We start from the raw sequence: 18,090 nt of genomic DNA, 5'->3' as shown, positions 1-18,090 counted from the left end.
TCATCCCTTGACCTTGGCCCGGACGGCGGCGGCGACGCCGGGGCTGACGAAACTGTCGATCGCGCCGTCCAGACGGGCGATCTCCTTGACCAGCCGGCTGGCGATGGCCTGGTGACGCGGATCGGCCATCAGGAAGACGGTCTCGATGTCGTCATTGAGGCGCTGGTTCATCGCGGTCATCTGGAACTCGTACTCGAAGTCGGCGACGGCTCGCAGGCCGCGCACGATGACGGTGGCGTGCAGCTCCTCGGCGAAATGCATCAGCAGGCTGTCGAAGGGCCGCACCTCGACGACGTCCGCGAAGCGGGCGACCTCGGCGCGGACCATGGCGACGCGCTCGTCCGTGGTGAACAGCGGCCCCTTGTCGTCGTTGCGGGCGATGCCGATGACCAGCCGGTCGACCAGCTTCACCGCCCGGCCGATGATGTCCAGATGGCCGTTGGTGATCGGATCGAAGGTGCCGGGATAGAGCCCGATGCGCATGCGGTTCCCCTTTGCCGCTCCACCTTGGTCTAGCAGGCCTCGCGGGTCCCGGTCACGCCGGGAAAATGATGATCGCCCGTCAGATCTCCTGCTCCGGCGCGAAAGCCCAGGCCGCGGTCAGTCGCGCGATGAGTTGGGGGTTCGGCGGGAAGTCGTGCTCCCCGACGGCGACGATGGACGCCGCCGGTGTCGCGCTGTTGCAGAGGAAGGCGTGATCGAAGTCGGCCAGATCGGTGAGACGCACCGACCGGTCGGACGTCGTCAGTCCCACCGAGGACAGGCCTGCCGCGATCAGCGCCTGGGTCACCCCTTCCAGCTTCGGTCCCTCCGGCCAGACGACCTGGCCGCCGGCGACGAATCCGACGTTCCAGAGCGTGCCCTCCAGGACGCGGAGGTCAAAGTCGGTGAAGAGCGCGTCGTCGAAGCCCGCCCGAACGGCGGCGCGGCGCGCGCGGATCAGGCCGAAGGTGGCGACGTGCTTGAGATGGGGGACTTCGCGGATGTAGGGCGCCGGCATGACCCGCAGGTCGGCGCCCAGCGGCGCGGGCGGGTCGAAGACGCCGATCATGACGCGGGGACGGCCTGTCCAGCTCACGGCGCGGTGCGTGATTTCCGGAGAGAACAGACTGACGCGCATGAACGCGTCGGTGCGGTCCGCCAGCGCGGCGCGCATCAGGTCACGAAGGCGATCCTCGCCGACCGGTTCGCCGAACAGTTCGACCGAGGCGGCCTCCAGCCGGGCGAGGTGGAGGTTCAGTCCCCGCACCGCGCCGTTCTGCGCACGGAAGGAGGTGTAGGCGCCGTGGTTGACGAGAGCAGGATGCGCGAGATCGACGGCCGTCGCAGGCGCGCCGTCGATGAAGAGGGCGGGCGTCAGCCCTCCCCCTCCCCCACTTCACCGGCGTCGACCCCGCCGTCGTCCCCGCCGGAGTCCGGCAGACGCTCGACCGAGACGACCTTCTCGCCTTCCGCGGTGCGGAAGATCGTGACGCCCTGGCTGGCGCGGCCGACGATCCGGACCTGGTCCATCCGGGTGCGGATCATCTGGCCGCCCGAGGTGACCAGCAGCAGGTCGTCGCTCTCCTCCACCGGGAAGGCGGCGGCCAGGCGATTGCCGGCGCGGCCGCCGAGGCCGTGGGCGGTCAGACCTTTGCCGCCGCGGCCGGTGCGGCGGTACTCATAGGCCGAAGAGCGCTTGCCGAACCCGGTTTCGGTGACGGTCAGGATGAACTGCTCGGCGGCGCCCAGCTGGGCGATGCGCTCGACCGACAGGACGGCGTCGGCGACCGCCTCCTCGTCCTGCTCCACGGCCGACTCCTCTTCGCCTTCTCCATTCGCCGCGCGGCGCATCGCGTTGGAATGTTTGACGTAGGCGGCGCGCTCTTCGGGCGTTGCATCGACCCGGCCGAGGATGGCCATGGAGATGACCTCGTCGCCCTCGGCCAGACGCACGCCACGCACGCCGGTGGAGTCGCGGCCCTTGAAGACCCGGACGTCGTCGGCCTTGAAGCGGATCGCCTGGCCCAGCGCCGTGGTCAGCAGGACGTCGTCGTCGGCGGTGCACAGGCCGACGCCGACCATGGTGTCCCCGTCCTCCAGCTTCATGGCGATCTTGCCCGCGCGGTTCACGCTGGCGAAGTCCGACAGCTTGTTGCGGCGGACGTCGCCGGATCTCGTCGCGAACATGATGTCCAGATCGGCCCACGCCGCCTCGTCTTCGGGGATCGGCAGGACGTTCATGATGGTGTCGCCCGGCTCGATCGGCAGCAGGTTGACGAAGGCCTTGCCGCGCGACTGGGGATTGCCCAGCGGCAGGCGCCAGGTCTTCAGCTTGTAGGCCTTTCCGTTGGTGGCAAAGAACAGCACCGGGGTGTGCGTCGAGGCGGAGAAGACGCCGACGACGGCGTCGTCCTCCTTCATCGCCACGCCGCTGCGGCCCTTCCCGCCGCGGTGCTGGGTCCGGTAGGCGTTCAGCGCCACGCGCTTGACGTAGCCGCCATGGGTGACGGTGACGACCATGTCCTCGCGCGGGATCAGGTCCTCGTCTTCCATCTCGCCGTCGCCTTCCCCGATCAGGGTGCGGCGGGGGACGGCGAACTTCGCCTTCACTTCCTCAAGCTCCTCGCGGATGACGCCGAGGATGTTGGCGCGGTCGCTGAGCAGGGTCAGGTGGCCCTGGATCGTGCCGGCCAGCTCGCGCGCCTCGCCGAAGATGTCGTCGCGGCCGAGGCCGGTCAGGCGCGACAGGGTCAGGGCCAGGATGGCGCGGGCCTGTTCGTCGGTCAGGTTCAGCTTGTCGCCGTCGATCAGCATGGAGCGGGGATCCGCGATCAGCTCGACCAGGGCGATCATGTCGCCCACGGGCCAGGACTTGGCCTGGAGCCGCTCGCGCGCCTCGGACGGATCGGCCGAGGAGCGGATGATGTGGATGACCTCGTCGATGTTGGCCACGGCGACGGCCAGACCGACCAGGACGTGGCCGCGGTCGCGGGCCTTGGCCAGTTCGAACTTGATGCGGCGGACGACGACCTCTTCCCGGAACTCCAGGAAGGCCTCCAGGAGGGCGCGCAGGCCCATCTGTTCGGGCCGGCCGTGGTTCAGGGCCAGCATGTTGACGCCGAACGAGCTCTGCATGGCGGTGAAGCGCCACAGCTGGTTCAGGACCACGTCGCCTGAAGCGTCGCGCTTCAGCTCGATCACCATGCGCATGCCATGGCGGTCGGACTCGTCGCGGACGTCGGAGACGCCCTCGATCTTCTTCTCGCGGACCAGTTCGGCGATCCGCTCGATCAGGCTCTGCTTGTTGACCTGATAGGGCAGTTCGGTGACCACGATGGCCTCGCGGTCCTTGCGGATGGTCTCGATCGAGGCCTTGCCGCGCACGACCACCGAGCCGCGGCCGTCGCGCAGCGCGACGCGGGGCGCGGTCCGGCCCATGATCTCGCCGCCAGTCGGGAAGTCGGGGCCGGGCACGATGTCCAGCAGGGCCTCGTCGCCGATGCCGGGATCGTCCAGAAGGGCCAGGCAGGCGTCGACGACTTCGCCCAGATTGTGCGGCGGGATGTTCGTCGCCATGCCGACGGCAATGCCGCCAGCGCCGTTGACCAGCAGGTTGGGGATCCGGGTCGGCAGGACGGCCGGCTCCAGTTCCTTCTCGTCGTAGTTCGGCTGGAAGTCGACCGTGTCCTTGTCGATGTCGGCCATCAGGGCCGTCGCCGCCGAGGCCATGCGGCACTCGGTGTATCGCATCGAGGCCGGCATATCGCCGTCGACCGAGCCGAAATTGCCCTGGCCGTCGACCAGCATAAGCCCCATCGAGAACGGCTGCGCCATGCGCACCAGCGCCATGTAGACCGACGCGTCGCCGTGCGGGTGGAAACGACCCAGCACGTCGCCGACCACGCGGGCGCATTTCGAATAGGCGCGGTCCGGCGACATGTTCAGATCGTGCATCGAGTAGAGGATGCGACGATGCACCGGCTTGAGGCCGTCGCGCGCGTCCGGCAGGGCGCGGCTGACGATGACGCTCATCGCATAGTCGAGATACGACTTGCGCAGTTCGTCTTCGATGGTGATGGAGGCCACGTCGCCGCCACGGGGGGCGCCGTTCTCAGGGGTGATGTCGGTCAAGGAATTCGGGCTTTCGTCCGGCGGAATCGGAACGTGTTCCGCGCCCCCGGTTTCTAGCATTCATAAGGCTTTCGGGCCAAGTCGAAGGGGTCGTCCGGATCCCGCCGTCCACGGAGAAAATCATGCGCCGTCCGACCCTCGCCGCCCTCGCCGCCTCCATGGCCCTGCCGCTGGGCGCCTGCGCCTCGATGGGAGCGGCCGAGCGCGCGCCGCTGGGAGACTTCGGCGAGGCGACGCTGGTGAACGCACAGGGTGCCCGGGTCGGGCGCGCAGTCCTGACGCAGGGCCCCACCGGCCTGCTGATCCGGATCGAGGCCACGGGGATGACCCCGGGCTGGCACGGCATCCATCTGCACCAGACGGCGCAATGCGAAGGCGCCTTCACCAGCGCGGGCGGCCATATCCACGGCGGCGAAGGGGGCAAGCCGCATGGCCTGCTGAATCCTGCCGGCCCCGACGACGGCGACCTGCCCAACGTTCACGCGGACGCGCAGGGTCGAGTGATGGCGGAGGTGTTCACGCCGCGCGCCCGCATCTCGGCGACGGGACCGGGCGCCTGGCTTTGGGACGAGGATGGCTCGGCCATCGTCATCCACGCCAATGCCGACGACCACACGACCCAGCCGATCGGCGGCGCGGGGGATCGCGTCGCCTGCGGAATCCTGGCCGCCGGCTGAGTCGGCGCGATTCAGGCCTTCGCCGCTCCGGCCCTGAGACCCCGCTCGGCGAGGGCCACCACGCCGACGCCGCAGATTGTCAGCGCCGCGCCGGTCAGGATCTGGACGGTCAGGACGTCGCCCAGCCACAGCGCGCCGATCAGGATCGACACCACGGGCGTGGCCAGCAGATAAGGCGTGACGCGCCCCGCCTCTCGCCTCTGGACCAGCCAGAACATGAGGGTGGTGGCGACGATCGAGGAGGCCAGCCCGGACCACAGGACGGTGCCCCAGACCAGCGGCGTGGCCTGCGCAGCCGCCTCGAACTGGCCGCGCTCCCACAGGGCCGAGCCCGCGGCGAGCGTGGGCACGCAGGTCAGGGCCAGCAGGCCCTGCATCTTCAGCGGCGGGATGGAGGTGGTGCGGCGCGCGACGACGGTCGTCAGCGCCCAGGCCGCGCTGGCGCCGACCACGATGACTATGGCCTGCCAGTCCTCGAGCGCGTGCGGATCGGCGGCCATCCAGGCGATGCCAAGGAAGGCCACGACCAGACCGGTCAACGCCAGAAGCGTGAGCCTTTCGCCGAGGATCAGGAAGGCGAACAGGGCCGTGAACGGGATCCAGAGCTGCGTCGCCACCGAGGCCGGGCTGACGTCGTTGGCGAGCGAGAATCCGAGATAGATCAAGCCATAATGGACGGGTCCGCCCATCAACACGATCAACAGCAGGCTCTTCCAGTTTGGAAACGGCGGCCGCACGAAGGGCAACAGGCAAAGGCCGGCGAGGCCGAACCGCAGCGCGGCGGCAAAGAGCGGCGGCAACTGCTCGGTCGCCACCTTGGCCGCGGCGTTGTTCGCTCCCCAGATGACGACGATCAGCAGGATGGCGCCGATCTCGAGCGCGGTCAGGCGGTGGGGCGTCGGAGAGGTCACCGTCGCGCTATGGCATGCGGCGTCGCGTCACGCCCCTCAAACCGGGTGACGAACGGTTACGGTCAGGCCGGCTTGGCGATCATCAGCCAGTAGATGCCCAGCACCGCGGCGAAGGCGGGGAAGCCGAGGGCGAACCAGATCCGGTAGAGGCGGTCGTACCGTGCGGGCAGCGGCGCGCCGGATGCGGCGGCCGCGCGCGCGAGGTCGCGCAGGCGGATCTGGATCGCCACCACAGGCAACCAGCAGACGCCGGTGAGGACGTAGAGGCCGTAGGCCCAAAGAAGCCACGGCTCGGTCAGGGCGTAGCCCTGCAGACGGATCAGGGTCACGCCGCTGAGCGGCTGGACCACCACGGCCACGGCGGTGAACAGGGCGTCGGCGACCACGACGGCGCCGGCGACGTGGGCGATCGCCGCGGGGTCGCGCGCGCGGTTGGCCCAGACCATGAAGAAGGCGATGCCCATGCCGGTGCCGAACAGGACGGCTCCGGAGAGGATGTGGATCATCTTCACCGCGACGTAGAGGTCCATCAGCGGCGGGCCTCCGTGGCGGCGACGTAAAGGGCGAGGAGGATGCCCGGCAGGACCTTCAGCCAGGGCCCGAGCGGGTCCAGCCAGAGGTGCGGCAGGCTGAGGGTGCCGGCGATCAGATAGCCGACGGACACAAGCGCCATGCCGACGGCGGCGCGGGCGGACCAGGACCGCTTCAGGATCGCCATGCCGAGCAGCAGATCGACGACGGCCCCGCCTCCGGCGATCCACGGCGAAAGGTCGCCGAAGCCGCCCGCCTGAAGCGTGGCCACGGAAGCGTCCCAGCCCCAGCGGAGCGTGATGATGCCGGTGGCGATCCAGAACAGGCTGAGCGTGACGATCGCCAGCGGCCTCACGAACCACAGCCGGGCGTGATGGACGTCCTGGACCGAGGCCGGAACCTGCCGCAGCACGACGTCGAAGCCGCGCGGCGGCCGTCCCAGCGCGGACGGCCACGGGGCGTCCCGGCCGGCCACGTCGTGGTTCATCTGCCGCAAGGAGGTGGTGCGCAGCGGCGAACTCCAGCCCAGGTGGCCGAGGAAGTCTCCGACCGCCAACGCCGGTCGGGCCATCGAGCGCGGCACTCGCAGCACCGGCGCGGGGGGCAGGCCCAGCCACGCGCGATATCGCCGAAGCAGGTCGGCCTGGCTCACCGCCTGCGGGCCGCCCAGGTCTGCAGTCAGTCCCGGAGGGGCGTCGGCCGCCGCCACGATCGCCTCCGCCAGATCTTCGGCGAGGATGGGCCGGAAGACCTGCTCCCCGCCGACCATCGGCATGACCAGGGGGAAGGCCGCCAGGGCGCGGATCAGGCCCGTGCCGCCGAACGCCCCGCGGCCGATCACCAGCGAAGGGCGCAGGATGACCCAGTCCAGCCCGGAAGCGGCGACCATGCGTTCCGTTTCCGCCTTGGTCCGCGCGTAGTCGGTGCCTGCCGCGTCGTCGGCTCCGACGGCCGAGAGGTGGATCAGACGATGCACGCGGGCGGACCGCATCGCGGCGATCAGGCGGCGCGGACCGTCGACGTGGGCCGCGATCAGGCTGTCATCGGCACCGTCCTGAAGCGCGCCGACGCAGTTGACCACGGCGTCCGCGCCGGAGAGGGCGGCGGCCCAATCGGCGTCCGGATCGGCGAAGTCGAGAGCGACCCAGTCGAACGCGGGCGCGCGCCGGGCCGACCTGGCCGGTCGGCGAGCGGCCGCGCGCACCTCCCAGCCGGCCCGGTCGAAGGCGGCGGCGACCTGGGCCCCGATGAAGCCGCCCGCACCGAGGATCAGGACGCGCCGGCTCACCCCAGCACCCTGTCGGCGAGGTTGAGGCCGGCGTCGGGCAAGGCGCACCAGCGACGGCCGGGAAAAAGCCGACGTCGCCGGGCGATCTGGTCGTAGATCGCGTCGCGCACGGGTCGCGGAATCAGACGAAGGACGGTCACCGCGGCGTGGGGCCAGCCAAGTCGAGACGCCACGCGGATCGAGCCTTCGGTCTTGCCGAAGGCCCGGCCGTCCTCAAGCAGCAGCATGGTCGAAGGATCGTCGGGGTCGAGGCCGTGGTGCGCCATCAGGGCTTGGCCGAGCGGGGACTGAACCGGCGCGAGACGAAACAGGCCGGCCCTGTCGCGCTTCAGGATCGTCCGCGCCCAGCCGGAGCACAGCGCGCAGTCGCCGTCGAACAGGACGAGGGGCCGGTCGTCGGGAAACGCCGGGACCGCGGGGTCCGCGCGCCAGCTGTAGCCCCCCTGCCCCACCCTGCGATCAGAACGGAATGTCGTCGTTCAGGTCGTAGCTTTCCTTGGGCCCCGACGACTTGGGCGCCGGGCCGCCGGAGAAGCCGTAGTCGTCGTCAGAACGGCCCCCGCCCGAAGACGCCCCGTCGCCTCGGCCGCCGAGCATGGTCAGGTTGCCGTTGAAGCGCTGGATCACGACCTCGGTGGTGTACTTCTCAACGCCGTTCTGCTCGTACTTGCGGGTCTGGAGCGAGCCCTCGACGTACACGGTCGAGCCCTTCTTCAGGTAGTTCTCGCAGACCTTCACGATGTTGTCGTTGAAGATCACGACGCGGTGCCACTCGGTCTTCTCCTTCCGCTCGCCCGTCGACTTGTCGCGCCAGGTCTCGGACGTCGCCAGCGACAGGTTGGCGACGCGGTCGCCGTTGTTGAGCGAGCGGATTTCCGGGTCCTTGCCCAGATTGCCCACCAGGATCACCTTGTTCACGCTTCCGGCCATTGCAGGCTCCTTGTTCTCGGACGTTTAGGAACGCATAGCCGATCCCGGCCGGATGTTCCAGATTTGTTCTGGTTCAGCCCGCGGGTGCGGCCTGCTCGGGCGGGGCGATGACGCCGACGGGACGGCCGTCGATGTCCCGCTGGATGGCTCCGGGAATGGCCAGGCGACCGTCTCCCGTGCGCGCCAGGAAGAAGTATCGTCCACCCGTCAGGGAGTCCCCCACCTTCACGCCTGTGGCGTCGATGAAGATGAACTTGCCCTGATAGGATCCCATGATCTCGCGGTTGGAGCCGCCCATGCCGAGGAAGCGCAGACGCATCTCCTCGAGGCGCGCTGCGCAGTGCTCCATCTGCGGCTGGTCGCGGGCGACGACGTTGAAGCGCACGCCGCTCTCCTCGGCCTCGTCGGGCACGACGTAGTAGCAGACGCCCGGATCGTAGGGAGCCTCGACGGCGCTGGAACAGGCGGCGAGGGAGGCCAGCGCCGCGGCTCCGGCGAGGAAGGTCAGGCGCATCAGTTGATCGGGCCCAGATTGCAGCGACGGTCCTGCTCCACCAACGTGCGGAAGTCGGCGTTGTTCTCCGACCGCTCCACGCGGCCCGGGACGAGTCGCAGGGTCGTGTTGCCCCACCGGCCGTAGAGGGCGTCGCCCGGGCGCACGCAGGTGCCCGAATAGAGGGCCTGGACGCAGGCGGAGAGGCTCATGCTCGACGACACGGCGCGCCAGTCGCCGCCGACGTGGCGCAGGCAGCTTTCACCGGCCGCCGCGACGGGCTGGCCGGCGTCCGTGACGGGTGGAAGGTCAGGCATCGGTTCCTGGTCGATCAGCGCCGAGGGCTCGACGGGCGGTGGGGCCAGCGAAGCCGTCGGGGCGGCGGCGAGGGCGCCCGTTTCGTCGATGCCGACGTCCAGCGCGTCGGTGGCCAGACCGTTGCGCTCGGCGCACTGGGCCAGGGTGGCCATGCCGACGAAGCGCCCGGCGACGAAGCAGCGCAGTTCGCGCGTGCTCTCCAGTGCCGGGGCGTCGGCCACGTCGACCGTCAGACCGCCCTGCGACGCCGGCGGCGCCGTGGTCGGGGCGGGTCCGCGCCCGAACCACAGGGCCAGCGAGACGGCCACGATCAGGACCGCGGCGGCGCCGGCGATCAGGAAGACTCGGTTGTCGGACGGCGTGGCCATGGGGATCGCTCGCGGAGGCTTCCCCCTCAATGACCCGCCGACGCCGGGGGCGTCAACCGTGAAGCCGAAGACCGCCGGTCAGCCGCCGAGCCGCGCGAGGGCGGCCTGATAGTTGGCGATCTGATTGCTCAGATAGGCGGGCACGGCGCCGGACGCGGCCCCGGTCGCCGTGGTCGGATTGAGCGCGCGGTAGGCGTCGCGCACGGCCTTCATCGCGGCCTGCAGGCGCTCGCCGGCGGCCTTGACCGCATCGGCGTTCGCGAGGCTCAGCGTGCGGGGCAGGTCCAGACCGAAGGTCCTCGCCTCTCCCTCGCCCGCCGTCGGCCCGATGAAACCGGCGGACAGGCCGAGACCGGCGAGGGCGTCGCGCCCGGGCTCGCCTGCTGTGAAGACCGCCCCCTCGCGGCCGTCGCGAGCCATGATCGACAGCCGCTGCAGGCCGGCGAAGGCGGCCTCGAGCCCCGGCGCCCCGTCGGGCTTGGCGGATTCCGAGGCCACGGTGACCTTGAGCCGGCCCAGGGACGCGCCTTCGATCTTTCGGGCCAGGGACTGAAGCGTGTCGCGCGCGTCGACGGTGACGGCCACCGCCCGCCCGCCGCCGGGCGGCGTGACGTAGAAGCGGTCGCCGGGCCGAAGCGCGGTCGCCTCCACGAGACGCTTGGAGTCGGACTGGGCGATCTCCCCCTTCGGGAGGCCCAGCCGATCCAGCACGCCAGCGGCGCCGGACGCCACGGCCAGGGTCGCGGGCTTCGCCTGATTGCCCTCGCCCGCCCAGTCGCGGGTCCATTCCACCGCGCCCGTCAGGGGGTCGAGCCGGGCCAGATAGCCGCGCGTGGCGGCGTCCTCCCCGGCATCCGTCGGCCGATTGGAAACACCGGTGATCCAGACCTTGCCGTCGTGGACCTTCACGTCGGCGACGTCGTCGTTTCCGGTCCCGCCGAAGTACGTCAATCGATCGTCGGCGGAGACGGCCAGATCCGCGTCCAGGGCGATCACATAGGCGTCGGCGCCGCCGGAGTGGGCGTTGGTTACCATGCCGACGTTCAGCGCCGCGTTGTGGGTCGTCCCCGACACGATCACGCGGCCGCCTTCGACGGCGATCCCCGCCGGTTCTCCGCCGGCCGTGCCGAGGTCGCGCTGGGCCGCCAGCGTCGGCTTGCCGGCGCCGTCCAGCGTCCACTTCCGTACGACCAGCCGGCCGTTCTCGACGCCCGTGGTGAACACGTCCTGGCCGACGGCGACCGACGCCGAGACGGTGTCGTCGCCCGTCGAGCCGAACTGGGCGACCCCCACGGCGGCCGCCGAGAAGGGAGCGCCGGGATAGAGCTGGTCCGCCCGAAAACTCTGGACGTAGCCGTCCCAGCCGCCGACCTGGGCGGCGCCGGTCATCGCCGACCTCGCCCGACCGGCCACCACGACCGTCCCGTCCGCGGCGAAGGAGACGGAGGTCGCCTCGTCCGCCGCCCGGGCCCCGCGGCGCTGGGTCCATTGTTCCGCGCCGCCGGCGTCGAAGACCGTGACGAAGCTGTCGGCCTCGGTCGGAACGTCGCCGGATTTGCCCGGCTCCAGGGCCCCAACGACCGATCCGGCGACGGCGACGCGACCGTCGGCGGCGACGGACAGGGCATAGCCGTTCGCCTGGCTCGCGGCGCCGAGGGTGCGGGTCGATACGACGCGGCCGGCGGAGTCGAGGCGCACCAGGGCCACGTCGGACGTGCCCTTGATCGCTTGATCGGCGACCGCGCCGTCGACGTCGGCGACCAGCCACAGGCCGCCGTCGGCGGCGGAGGCCGAGGCCCGGACGGCGGAGTAGCCGTCCGGTAGGGCGGTCTGGGAGACGCGGCCGTCGACCCACTGGGTCTCGCCGACGCGCGGGGCCGTGGACGGTGCGCCGCCGCCCTGATCCGACTGGAACTTGAGAACCTCGTGCGCGCCCGTCTTGCCTGAGGCTTGGACGACATAGACGGCGTCGCGGGGCGCCGCCTCGGAAAAGGAGACGGCCTCGGACGTGGAGCCGCGGATCGCCAGAGCCCAGCGATCAGGTCCCGCCGGAAGGGTCACGGCCTTGCCGTTGACGGTGACGGTCCTGGGTTCGGCCTTGATCGCCTCGCGGCCCAGTCGGGTCTCGACGCCGGCCGCCTGAAGCGCGTCGTTGACGTGCTTGAGCACGGCGTCGAGCGTGCGAGGCGTGGCGCCCATGTCGGCCAGGTCGATCTGGACCGGCGTCGTGGTCGTCGTCGTGCCGATCGTGTTCCGGATGCCGATGGTGAAGGCGACGTCGCCCTGGAAGGCGGCCACCACCTGGTCGGTCGCCCCTTCGTGGATGGGCGCAGTGATCGAGATCGCCGAATCCCGGCGGACGGCGGCGGTCGTCTTCGAGATCGCCGCGGTCGTGCCCTGGACCATCCGGACGTCCTGAAATTCAGCGCCCCCCAGCCACGTGCCGATTTCCGAGAGACCTGAGGCGAACCGCTTCTGAAGCAGGGTCAACTCCGAGGTGGAGATGCCCTTCACGGACGCGCGGTTGGTCAAGGCGGTCAGGGTCTCGAGACCCTGATAGAGGGCGAACAGGCGCTTGTAGTCGCCGGAGGCGTCCGCGGCGTCGAGGGCGTAGGCGTCCTCGTCGACGAGGCGACGACCGCCCAGCGCCGCGCGGACGCGCTCGTCGGCCTGCGGCACGGCCGCCCCGCTCGACCACGGCGCCGTCGGCTGACGCTTCTTCGCCGCCAGCACGCCGGACGCGCTGAAGCCGGAGGACAGGGACGTCCCCCCGAACAGGCCCAGAAGATAGCTGTTGTCGATCATGTGGACGCCTGGATTCAGGGTCTTCGATCGGCGCTTACGCCGGGTTAACGTCCGCCTGCGGAACGGTGTTCGCACCGATTCGTTAAGACGCCGCCGATCCGTCACCACCGCCGAAGGGTATGATGCGATGATCCGTCCGCGTTCGCTGTTCGCCGCCCTGCTGTCTCTCTACGGCCTCGCCGCGAAGCCCGGCCCCCGCGTGAGGCCCGGCCCGATCCAGATCGGCGCCCGCTCGGGCGGCCTGACCTACGCTTCCCGGCGCTGATCTAGCCGCGGAACAGCGACAGGATGACCTGCGGCGCCTGGTTGGCGATCGACAGAGCCTGCGCCCCCAGCTGCTGCTGGACCTGAAGCGCCTGAAGCCGGGCGCTTTCCTTGGCCAGATCTGCGTCCACCAGATTGCCGACGCCGGATTCCAGCGTGTCGGACAGCTTGCCGACGAACTTCGCGTGCGCGGAAATCTGCTTCGATTGGGCGCCGATGTCGCCCAGCGCCGAGTTCAGCTGGGTGATCGAGTCGTCGAGGGCCGCCAGGGCCGACGTCGCACCGGTGACCGTCAGCAGTGAGTTCGCCAGCGAAACCTCGATGATCGAGCCGCCCAGCGTGAGGTTCTTGGCCGACAGGGTGACGGTCTGCGTCGCGTCCGAGTTGGCCAGGAAGCGAATGCCCGGCGTCACGGTGCCGTTGAAGATGTTGGAGCCGTCGAACGTCGCGTTCTGGATGGCCGAGTTGATCGCCCGCAGGAGAGCCTGGAAGTCGTTGTTCAGCAGCTGGCGCGACTGGGTGCCCAGCGACTGGTCCTTGGCCGCCACAACCTTCTCGCGCAGCTGATTCAGGAGGTCCGAGATGCTTTCGCCGGCGGCCAGCGCGACGTCCGAGATCGCCGTGGCGCGATCCAGGCTCTGCTTCACGGCCCCCAGTGAGGAGATGTCGGCCCGCTGCCCCTGGGCGATGGCCCAGATGGCGGCGTTGTCCTTGGCGCCCTGGACCTTCAGGCCCGTCGAAATGCGGCCCTGGACGTCGCCGAGCCGGTCATTGGTGCGCGACAGGTTCTGCAGCGCGATCTGCGCGGCGGTGTTGGTGTGGACGCTGTTCGTCATCCGGCCCCGAGCCTCTTTGAGTTCGGGCCAAGGCTATGGGGCGAGTCGTGTGCGTATGGTTAACGGCGATTCACCACGACGAAACCCGCGCGGCTCGGGAGCGGCGCGGCGGCGATCCGGAGATCCGGACGGTTCAGGCGCTGGTGTCGATCACCGAGCCTGAGGCGTAGTTCGGGCCCTGCATGAGTTCGACGACCTTTTCGCGCGGCACCTGCCGCACGATCTCGCCGGTCAGCCGGTCCAGGGTCTTGTAGATGTAGGAGCCCGCGCTGGGCCCTTCCTCGATCACAAGTCTGTACCTGGCCGCCTCTTCAGCCTGCCGCGAGGCCGGCGAGCGGTCGAAGTCGCCCGACGTCGCGGCTCCCGAAGGGCCGGCGACCGGGGCGATGCGGCCTATTCTGGCATTGGTTTCCATCTCTCCTTACCGGCCGTTCGGGCCGGCGCCTCCATTGGAGGGCTTTCCGGACGTGCCGGCGGGCGGATCCCGGAGGAACCGCCCGCCGTACGTCTTGGGTCTGCCCTTAGCGGAAGAGTCCGAGCAGCATCGACGTCGACGAGTTGGCGATGGACAGCGCCTGCACGCCCAGTTGCTGCTTCGTCTGCAGCGCCTGGAGGCGAGCGCTTTCCTTGGCCAGGTCGGCGTCGACCAGGTTGCCCACGCCGGTCTCGATCGTGTCCTGCAGCTTGCTCACGAACTTCAGGTGAGTGCTGAGCGAGTTCGAGCCCGTGCCCAGACGGGCCAGAGCCGACGACACGTTGTCGATCGAGGTGTTGATCACGCCCAGGGCGGTGTTCGCCAGGGTCGCGGTGCCGATGGTCGCCGTGGCGGCCAGGGTCACGTTGGCGCCGCCCAGCGACAGGTTCTCACCCGCCACCTTGATGGTGGAGCCGGTGGCGTTCGACAGGGCCTTGAAGCCGTTCGTGCCGGTCGAGTTGTCCAGCAGGTTCACGCCGTTGAACTTCGCGTTGTTGACCACCGTGGTGATCTGGTCGCGAATGGACTTGAAGTCCTCGTTCAGGGCCTTGCGGGCCGAGGTGGTCAGCGAGGTGTCGCTGGCCGACAGGGCCTTTTCCTTCAGCTGGATCAGCAGGTCCGAGACCGATTCGCCGGCGGCGATGGCCACGTCCGTGGCCGACTGGCCGCGCTGGAGGCTGTCCTTGACGGCATTCAGAGCGCCGATTTCCGAGCGCTGGCCCTGGGCGATGGCCCAGATGGCGCCGTTGTCCTTGGCGGTCGAGATCTTCTTGCCGGTGTTGATCCTGCCTTGCACCACGCCCAGTTCGGAGTTGGTGACCTGCAGGTTCTGGAGGGCGATCATCGCGCCCACGTTCGTGTTAACGCTGTTCAGCGCCATGGCACGTAGTCCTTCTTTCAAGGTGTCCGACGCCATTTTGGCTGCCGGGAGCGTTTTGCTCGGCAGTGATGGCAGCAAGGACGGGGCCAGGAGGCCGCCCGGCCTCTGAGAGCCTACCCGTTGTTTTCGCTTCGGTACTTCTCGTTCACCACGTCGGGAGCCCGGCAATCATTGCCGGGACCGACCCTCGCGGCGGCAAGTTCTGCCGGGCGACCGGGCAGAACTTGCCCGGTTAGGGGTCGGCCAGAAGCCGCTCGGCCCTCAGCGCCTCGACGGCGAGGCGGCGCGCGCCGTCGCACTCCACGAGGGCCGCTCCCCGCTCGACGTAGACCCGCTCAAGGTCCGCCTGGGTCGGCGTTTCCGGCAACGTCGGGAGGCGACAGGACGCCGTCGCCGCCGTCGGAAGGCTGAGGCGCCCCGGCGGCGCAGGCGTCGGGGGCGAGGCCGCACAGGCGGCGGTCAGCGTCATGAAGGCGAGCGGCGCGATCAGCCGGCAGAGGAAGGCGGGCATCCGGGGACTCCGTGGAGTGGGCGATCAGATCGGCGACGACCCGTGCGGCGTCGGCGGTCCTGCGATGATGGAAGTCGACGCGGACGGCTTGGTCGGCTTCCGCGCGGGCGAGGCGCGCGGCCGCCGCCGCCGCGGCTTCCACCTGGGCCAGTCGCGCCTCGAGATCCGAGATCCGGCGTTTCGCCCGGTCGAACGGATCCCAGCGGAAACCGAGCGCAGGCGCGGCCAGAACGACGGCGGCGGCGCATGCCAGGACGGTCGCGGCCCCGGTCAGGAGCAGGCGACGAAGGGCGGCGGGGATCATGGGTAGGCCTTTCGATCCAGTTCGAAATGCGGCCCGTCACGCAGGCGCGGCCAGTCTCCACCCCAGACGAGGGGGACGCCGCGGCGTCGGGCCGCCGCCTTCATCGCCTGGGCGATGCGCGGATAGAGCGGCCAGTCCCAGCGAACCCGACCGTCGACGAAGGCCGCCAGATCGACCGCATGACCCGTCAGATGGCGGGAGTTCAGGGTGCGGCTTGCCCCCGCCCGGACCAGTTCGGCCTGCCGGCGCGGAGAACGGAGGCCCTCGGTCACCATGAAGTCGATCGGGCTGACCGCCAGCGCCTCGAGGACCACGCCGACTAGGTCGGGGTGCACGCCCTTCAGCCGGGCGCGGGAGCGTTCGGACAGGCGGAAGCTCATGGCCGGCCTCCGATCTTCAACTGGGCGACGAAGGCGATCAGCTGCTGGGCCGTTGGGGCCACGAGGTAGAGCACCACCGTGAGGCCCAACAGCGTCATCAGCCCTTCGCACACGCGCACGGCCGCTTCGGGGCCCACCCGATCCACGGCGCGAGCCAGCAGGGCGTGCAGCCCGGCCGCGGTCAGGAAGACGAAGAGCCGGCGCCACAGCCAGCGGCCTTCCGCGAGCTGAGAGGGGGCCCCGGAGTTTCCGGTCATCGATCGTCCTCCGCGTGGGGGGCACGGTCGGGACGCGCGGGGAAGGCCGTCTCTTCGAGGCATTCCTCCCAACTGAGATGGTCGGGCAGGTCCCACATTTCGGGGTCAGGGACGCCGGGAGCGTCCAGGGGTGCGAAATGGTCCTCCATGGCTCAGCCCACGGCCGTCAGCACGACGAGACCCGCGGCTCCGGGGCCGCCGACGCCACCGACGGAGAGGCCACCTCCTCCCCCGCCGCCGCCCGCGCCCCACAGACCGCCCGCGCCGCCCGCATGACCTTCACCCGTGGCGGAGCCGCCGCCCCCACCCCCGCCCGCGCCGGACCGGCATAGTTCTACGAGAGGCGCGGCCGCGCCGACGCCCCCGGCGGCGGCGGACCCGGCCGTCCCCCCGGATGCGGACACGGCCATAACGCCGCCCGCGCCTCCGGCGCCGCCCGGGTGCGCCACATTGGCCGCGGTGACGGCGCCGCCGCCTCCGCCGCCGCCGGGTCCCTCAGGACTGGACGAGGCCGCGCCGGCGCTGGCGGCCGACGCCGCGAAGCTTGGGCCTCCGGCGTTGCCCGTCCGGCCGGCCAGTCCTCCCGAGCCGCCGGTCCCGGCCGGAGCGCCGCCGCCCCCGCCGAAGGCACGCAGCAGAGGGGTCCCGTCCAGCATCACGGCGCTGTGGCCACCGCTGCTTCCTGAGGCCCCCGACGCGCCGCCGGCCCCGCCCGGGCCGACGGCGACCGTCACGGCTCCGGCAAGTGCCTCGACGGGCCAGACGGCCTGGGCCGTTCCGCCGGCGCCGCCCCCGCCGCCGCCCATCCGCAGGGTTCCGGCAGCCGCGCCCTGACCGCCGCCGCCGCCGCCGCCCGCCCCGATCAAAAGGACCTCGATGCGGCGGGCCCACGTCGGCGGAACGTAACCACCCGGGGCGGCGAAGACGGTCGCTTCGCGCCGGAGCGTGCCCTTCGGGAAGGCGACCCGCCCGTCGGAGGGATCGACGCTCAGGCCCTCGTGCCAAACCTCGCCGTCCGGGCTGACCTTGATGCTCAGACGGTCTTCGCCGACGAGGCCGATCTCGGCCCGGGCGGCGAAGGCCGTCTGAAACACGACGGAGCCGACGTCGGCCGCGCTTTCCTTGCTCAACGAAAGGCGAACGTCGCCTGTGCCGCCGTCCGCATCCGGCAGGGCCGTGAACAGGGCGCCGTTGAGCCGCGCGATCAGGGGATTGGCTTCGTCGGCCGAGCCGCCGACGCCGAGCCGGTCGATGAAGTCGACGGTTCCCAGGACGTCGCCGAGCGACACCCAGCCTTCGCCCGTGCGGATGACGGCGCGCCCTTCGTCGATCACGAAGGCCATGGCGCCGACGGGCGGGTCGAGCCGGACCCAGCCGCCGTCCTGGAAGGCGGCGACCGACCCCTCCTCCATCAGGGTCCAGGCCGAACCGGTCGCCCCGGCCGGCAGCAGCCAGGCTTCGCCGTCCGCGGGGTCCCCAGGCTGGACCGCGAGGGCGCGACTCGAGACGCCCAGGTGCACCAGGGCGTCGAGGCGGGACAGGGCGGCGTTGAGGGTGACGTGCTTCTGCAGCTGGCCGCCCGCAAGGAAGGGCATTCCCAACCGGGCGGAGGTCTCATCGGACATGTTCGGCGCTCCCGTTCAGATGTCGGGAACAGGCTGGTCCGGGCCGTCACCGACGGCGGTTTCGGGGGCGAAATCGGCCGACGAGGCTTGATGCGGATGAGCAATTCGGCGCCGGCCGTCATAA

The 18,090-nt window shown here is 70.6% G+C and carries 21 protein-coding genes; 3 read left to right on the top strand and 18 right to left on the bottom strand.

The features are described from left to right. The 3 genes from coaD to gyrA all read right to left on the bottom strand — a co-directional run bounded on the left by coaD (nucleotide 1) and on the right by gyrA (nucleotide 4,173). Nucleotides 1–483 carry a pantetheine-phosphate adenylyltransferase gene (gene coaD, locus EFJ44_RS08210; RefSeq protein WP_125256700.1) on the bottom strand — a complete coding sequence of 161 codons (483 nt, stop codon included), beginning with the start codon at nucleotides 481–483 and terminating at the stop codon, nucleotides 1–3. Between the two features lie 79 nt (nucleotides 484–562). Next, nucleotides 563–1,342, bottom strand: coding sequence for an aminotransferase class IV (locus EFJ44_RS08205; RefSeq protein ID WP_241209734.1), 780 nt, complete (start codon nucleotides 1,340–1,342; stop codon nucleotides 563–565). Nucleotides 1,343–1,356: 14 nt separating this feature from the next. Beyond that, nucleotides 1,357–4,173, bottom strand: a complete 2,817-nt coding sequence (gyrA, locus tag EFJ44_RS08200; protein WP_125256698.1) for a DNA gyrase subunit A — start codon at nucleotides 4,171–4,173, stop codon at nucleotides 1,357–1,359. Nucleotides 4,174–4,235: 62 nt separating this feature from the next. Here gyrA and EFJ44_RS08195 point away from each other — a divergent pair, with 62 nt between their 5' ends. Next, on the top strand, nucleotides 4,236–4,790 hold the full coding sequence (locus EFJ44_RS08195; RefSeq protein ID WP_125256697.1) for a superoxide dismutase family protein: 555 nt from the start codon (nucleotides 4,236–4,238) through the stop codon (nucleotides 4,788–4,790). Between the two features lie 11 nt (nucleotides 4,791–4,801). On the opposite strand, the gene EFJ44_RS08190 is transcribed toward EFJ44_RS08195, so the two are convergent. The 8 genes from EFJ44_RS08190 to EFJ44_RS08155 form a co-directional block, all read right to left on the bottom strand. Next, nucleotides 4,802–5,701, bottom strand: coding sequence for a DMT family transporter (locus EFJ44_RS08190; RefSeq protein WP_125256696.1), 900 nt, complete (start codon nucleotides 5,699–5,701; stop codon nucleotides 4,802–4,804). 62 nt (nucleotides 5,702–5,763) lie between these two features. Further along, on the bottom strand, nucleotides 5,764–6,231 hold the full coding sequence (locus tag EFJ44_RS08185; RefSeq protein WP_125256695.1) for a DUF2269 family protein: 468 nt from the start codon (nucleotides 6,229–6,231) through the stop codon (nucleotides 5,764–5,766). After that, complete coding sequence (locus EFJ44_RS08180) at nucleotides 6,231–7,520, bottom strand: SDR family oxidoreductase (protein WP_125256694.1); 1,290 nt, start codon at nucleotides 7,518–7,520, stop codon at nucleotides 6,231–6,233. Before EFJ44_RS08180 ends, EFJ44_RS08185 begins: the two co-directional genes overlap by 1 nt. Next, a complete protein-coding gene (locus EFJ44_RS08175) occupies nucleotides 7,517–7,972 on the bottom strand; it encodes a thiol-disulfide oxidoreductase DCC family protein (protein ID WP_125256693.1) in 456 nt (151 codons plus the stop codon). Before EFJ44_RS08175 ends, EFJ44_RS08180 begins: the two co-directional genes overlap by 4 nt. 7 nt (nucleotides 7,973–7,979) lie before the next feature. Further along, a complete protein-coding gene (gene ssb, locus EFJ44_RS08170) occupies nucleotides 7,980–8,450 on the bottom strand; it encodes a single-stranded DNA-binding protein (protein ID WP_125256692.1) in 471 nt (156 codons plus the stop codon). Nucleotides 8,451–8,523: 73 nt separating this feature from the next. Continuing rightward, nucleotides 8,524–8,964 (bottom strand): hypothetical protein, encoded by a 441-nt coding sequence (locus tag EFJ44_RS08165; RefSeq protein ID WP_125256691.1) that lies wholly within the window; start codon nucleotides 8,962–8,964, stop codon nucleotides 8,524–8,526. Beyond that, entirely contained in the window at nucleotides 8,964–9,629 is a 666-nt protein-coding gene (locus EFJ44_RS08160) for a hypothetical protein (protein WP_125256690.1), read from the bottom strand. The genes EFJ44_RS08165 and EFJ44_RS08160 overlap by 1 nt, the downstream gene beginning before the upstream one ends. 78 nt (nucleotides 9,630–9,707) lie before the next feature. Then, nucleotides 9,708–12,434, bottom strand: coding sequence for a transcriptional regulator (locus EFJ44_RS08155; protein ID WP_125256689.1), 2,727 nt, complete (start codon nucleotides 12,432–12,434; stop codon nucleotides 9,708–9,710). A gap of 127 nt (nucleotides 12,435–12,561) precedes the next feature. Here EFJ44_RS08155 and EFJ44_RS13830 point away from each other — a divergent pair, with 127 nt between their 5' ends. Further along, nucleotides 12,562–12,699 carry a hypothetical protein gene (locus tag EFJ44_RS13830; protein ID WP_164511883.1) on the top strand — a complete coding sequence of 46 codons (138 nt, stop codon included), beginning with the start codon at nucleotides 12,562–12,564 and terminating at the stop codon, nucleotides 12,697–12,699. Between the two features lies 1 nt (nucleotide 12,700). Here the strand turns inward: EFJ44_RS13830 and EFJ44_RS08150 are convergent, their stop codons facing one another. From EFJ44_RS08150 to EFJ44_RS08135, 4 genes are all read right to left on the bottom strand, one after another. Then, nucleotides 12,701–13,534 carry a flagellin gene (locus EFJ44_RS08150; RefSeq protein ID WP_125256688.1) on the bottom strand — a complete coding sequence of 278 codons (834 nt, stop codon included), beginning with the start codon at nucleotides 13,532–13,534 and terminating at the stop codon, nucleotides 12,701–12,703. A gap of 133 nt (nucleotides 13,535–13,667) precedes the next feature. Then, a complete protein-coding gene (locus EFJ44_RS08145; protein ID WP_125256687.1) occupies nucleotides 13,668–13,949 on the bottom strand; it encodes a hypothetical protein in 282 nt (93 codons plus the stop codon). 106 nt (nucleotides 13,950–14,055) lie between these two features. After that, on the bottom strand, nucleotides 14,056–14,889 hold the full coding sequence (locus tag EFJ44_RS08140) for a flagellin (RefSeq protein ID WP_125256686.1): 834 nt from the start codon (nucleotides 14,887–14,889) through the stop codon (nucleotides 14,056–14,058). A 232-nt stretch (nucleotides 14,890–15,121) separates the two neighbouring features. Further along, entirely contained in the window at nucleotides 15,122–15,400 is a 279-nt protein-coding gene (locus EFJ44_RS08135) for a hypothetical protein (RefSeq protein WP_125256685.1), read from the bottom strand. A 16-nt stretch (nucleotides 15,401–15,416) separates the two neighbouring features. On the opposite strand from EFJ44_RS08135, the gene EFJ44_RS08130 reads away from it, so the two are divergent. Further along, nucleotides 15,417–15,710 (top strand): hypothetical protein, encoded by a 294-nt coding sequence (locus tag EFJ44_RS08130; protein WP_125256684.1) that lies wholly within the window; start codon nucleotides 15,417–15,419, stop codon nucleotides 15,708–15,710. Here EFJ44_RS08130 and EFJ44_RS08125 read toward each other — a convergent pair. The 3 genes from EFJ44_RS08125 to EFJ44_RS14070 form a co-directional block, all read right to left on the bottom strand. Further along, complete coding sequence (locus EFJ44_RS08125; RefSeq protein ID WP_125256683.1) at nucleotides 15,701–16,084, bottom strand: M15 family metallopeptidase; 384 nt, start codon at nucleotides 16,082–16,084, stop codon at nucleotides 15,701–15,703. The two genes, EFJ44_RS08130 and EFJ44_RS08125, sit on opposite strands and share 10 nt — an antisense overlap. After that, nucleotides 16,081–16,341, bottom strand: coding sequence for a hypothetical protein (locus tag EFJ44_RS08120; protein ID WP_125256682.1), 261 nt, complete (start codon nucleotides 16,339–16,341; stop codon nucleotides 16,081–16,083). The genes EFJ44_RS08125 and EFJ44_RS08120 overlap by 4 nt, the downstream gene beginning before the upstream one ends. A gap of 152 nt (nucleotides 16,342–16,493) precedes the next feature. Next, a complete protein-coding gene (locus EFJ44_RS14070; RefSeq protein WP_125256681.1) occupies nucleotides 16,494–17,966 on the bottom strand; it encodes a DUF2793 domain-containing protein in 1,473 nt (490 codons plus the stop codon). Nucleotides 17,967–18,090 lie beyond the last annotated feature (124 nt).

The organism is Brevundimonas fluminis (assembly GCF_003934285.1).
Classification (GTDB): domain Bacteria; phylum Pseudomonadota; class Alphaproteobacteria; order Caulobacterales; family Caulobacteraceae; genus Brevundimonas; species Brevundimonas fluminis.
The sequence above is the reverse complement of the archived record's forward strand: the minus strand, read 5'-3'. Positions and strand labels throughout refer to the sequence as shown.

What these genes read in the sequence shown, in the direction of transcription:
- coaD (WP_125256700.1), bottom strand. Translation starts at nt 483, where the DNA reads ATGCGCATCGGGCTCTATCCCGGCACCTTCGATCCGATCACCAACGGC.
- gyrA (WP_125256698.1), bottom strand. Translation starts at nt 4,173, where the DNA reads ATGCTAGAAACCGGGGGCGCGGAACACGTTCCGATTCCGCCGGACGAA.
- EFJ44_RS08195 (WP_125256697.1), top strand. Translation starts at nt 4,236, where the DNA reads ATGCGCCGTCCGACCCTCGCCGCCCTCGCCGCCTCCATGGCCCTGCCG.
- EFJ44_RS08185 (WP_125256695.1), bottom strand. Translation starts at nt 6,231, where the DNA reads ATGGACCTCTACGTCGCGGTGAAGATGATCCACATCCTCTCCGGAGCC.
- ssb (WP_125256692.1), bottom strand. Translation starts at nt 8,450, where the DNA reads ATGGCCGGAAGCGTGAACAAGGTGATCCTGGTGGGCAATCTGGGCAAG.
- EFJ44_RS08165 (WP_125256691.1), bottom strand. Translation starts at nt 8,964, where the DNA reads ATGCGCCTGACCTTCCTCGCCGGAGCCGCGGCGCTGGCCTCCCTCGCC.
- EFJ44_RS08160 (WP_125256690.1), bottom strand. Translation starts at nt 9,629, where the DNA reads ATGGCCACGCCGTCCGACAACCGAGTCTTCCTGATCGCCGGCGCCGCC.
- EFJ44_RS08155 (WP_125256689.1), bottom strand. Translation starts at nt 12,434, where the DNA reads ATGATCGACAACAGCTATCTTCTGGGCCTGTTCGGGGGGACGTCCCTG.
- EFJ44_RS13830 (WP_164511883.1), top strand. Translation starts at nt 12,562, where the DNA reads ATGATCCGTCCGCGTTCGCTGTTCGCCGCCCTGCTGTCTCTCTACGGC.
- EFJ44_RS08150 (WP_125256688.1), bottom strand. Translation starts at nt 13,534, where the DNA reads ATGACGAACAGCGTCCACACCAACACCGCCGCGCAGATCGCGCTGCAG.
- EFJ44_RS08145 (WP_125256687.1), bottom strand. Translation starts at nt 13,949, where the DNA reads ATGGAAACCAATGCCAGAATAGGCCGCATCGCCCCGGTCGCCGGCCCT.
- EFJ44_RS08140 (WP_125256686.1), bottom strand. Translation starts at nt 14,889, where the DNA reads ATGGCGCTGAACAGCGTTAACACGAACGTGGGCGCGATGATCGCCCTC.
- EFJ44_RS08135 (WP_125256685.1), bottom strand. Translation starts at nt 15,400, where the DNA reads ATGCCCGCCTTCCTCTGCCGGCTGATCGCGCCGCTCGCCTTCATGACG.
- EFJ44_RS08125 (WP_125256683.1), bottom strand. Translation starts at nt 16,084, where the DNA reads ATGAGCTTCCGCCTGTCCGAACGCTCCCGCGCCCGGCTGAAGGGCGTG.
- EFJ44_RS08120 (WP_125256682.1), bottom strand. Translation starts at nt 16,341, where the DNA reads ATGACCGGAAACTCCGGGGCCCCCTCTCAGCTCGCGGAAGGCCGCTGG.
- EFJ44_RS14070 (WP_125256681.1), bottom strand. Translation starts at nt 17,966, where the DNA reads ATGTCCGATGAGACCTCCGCCCGGTTGGGAATGCCCTTCCTTGCGGGC.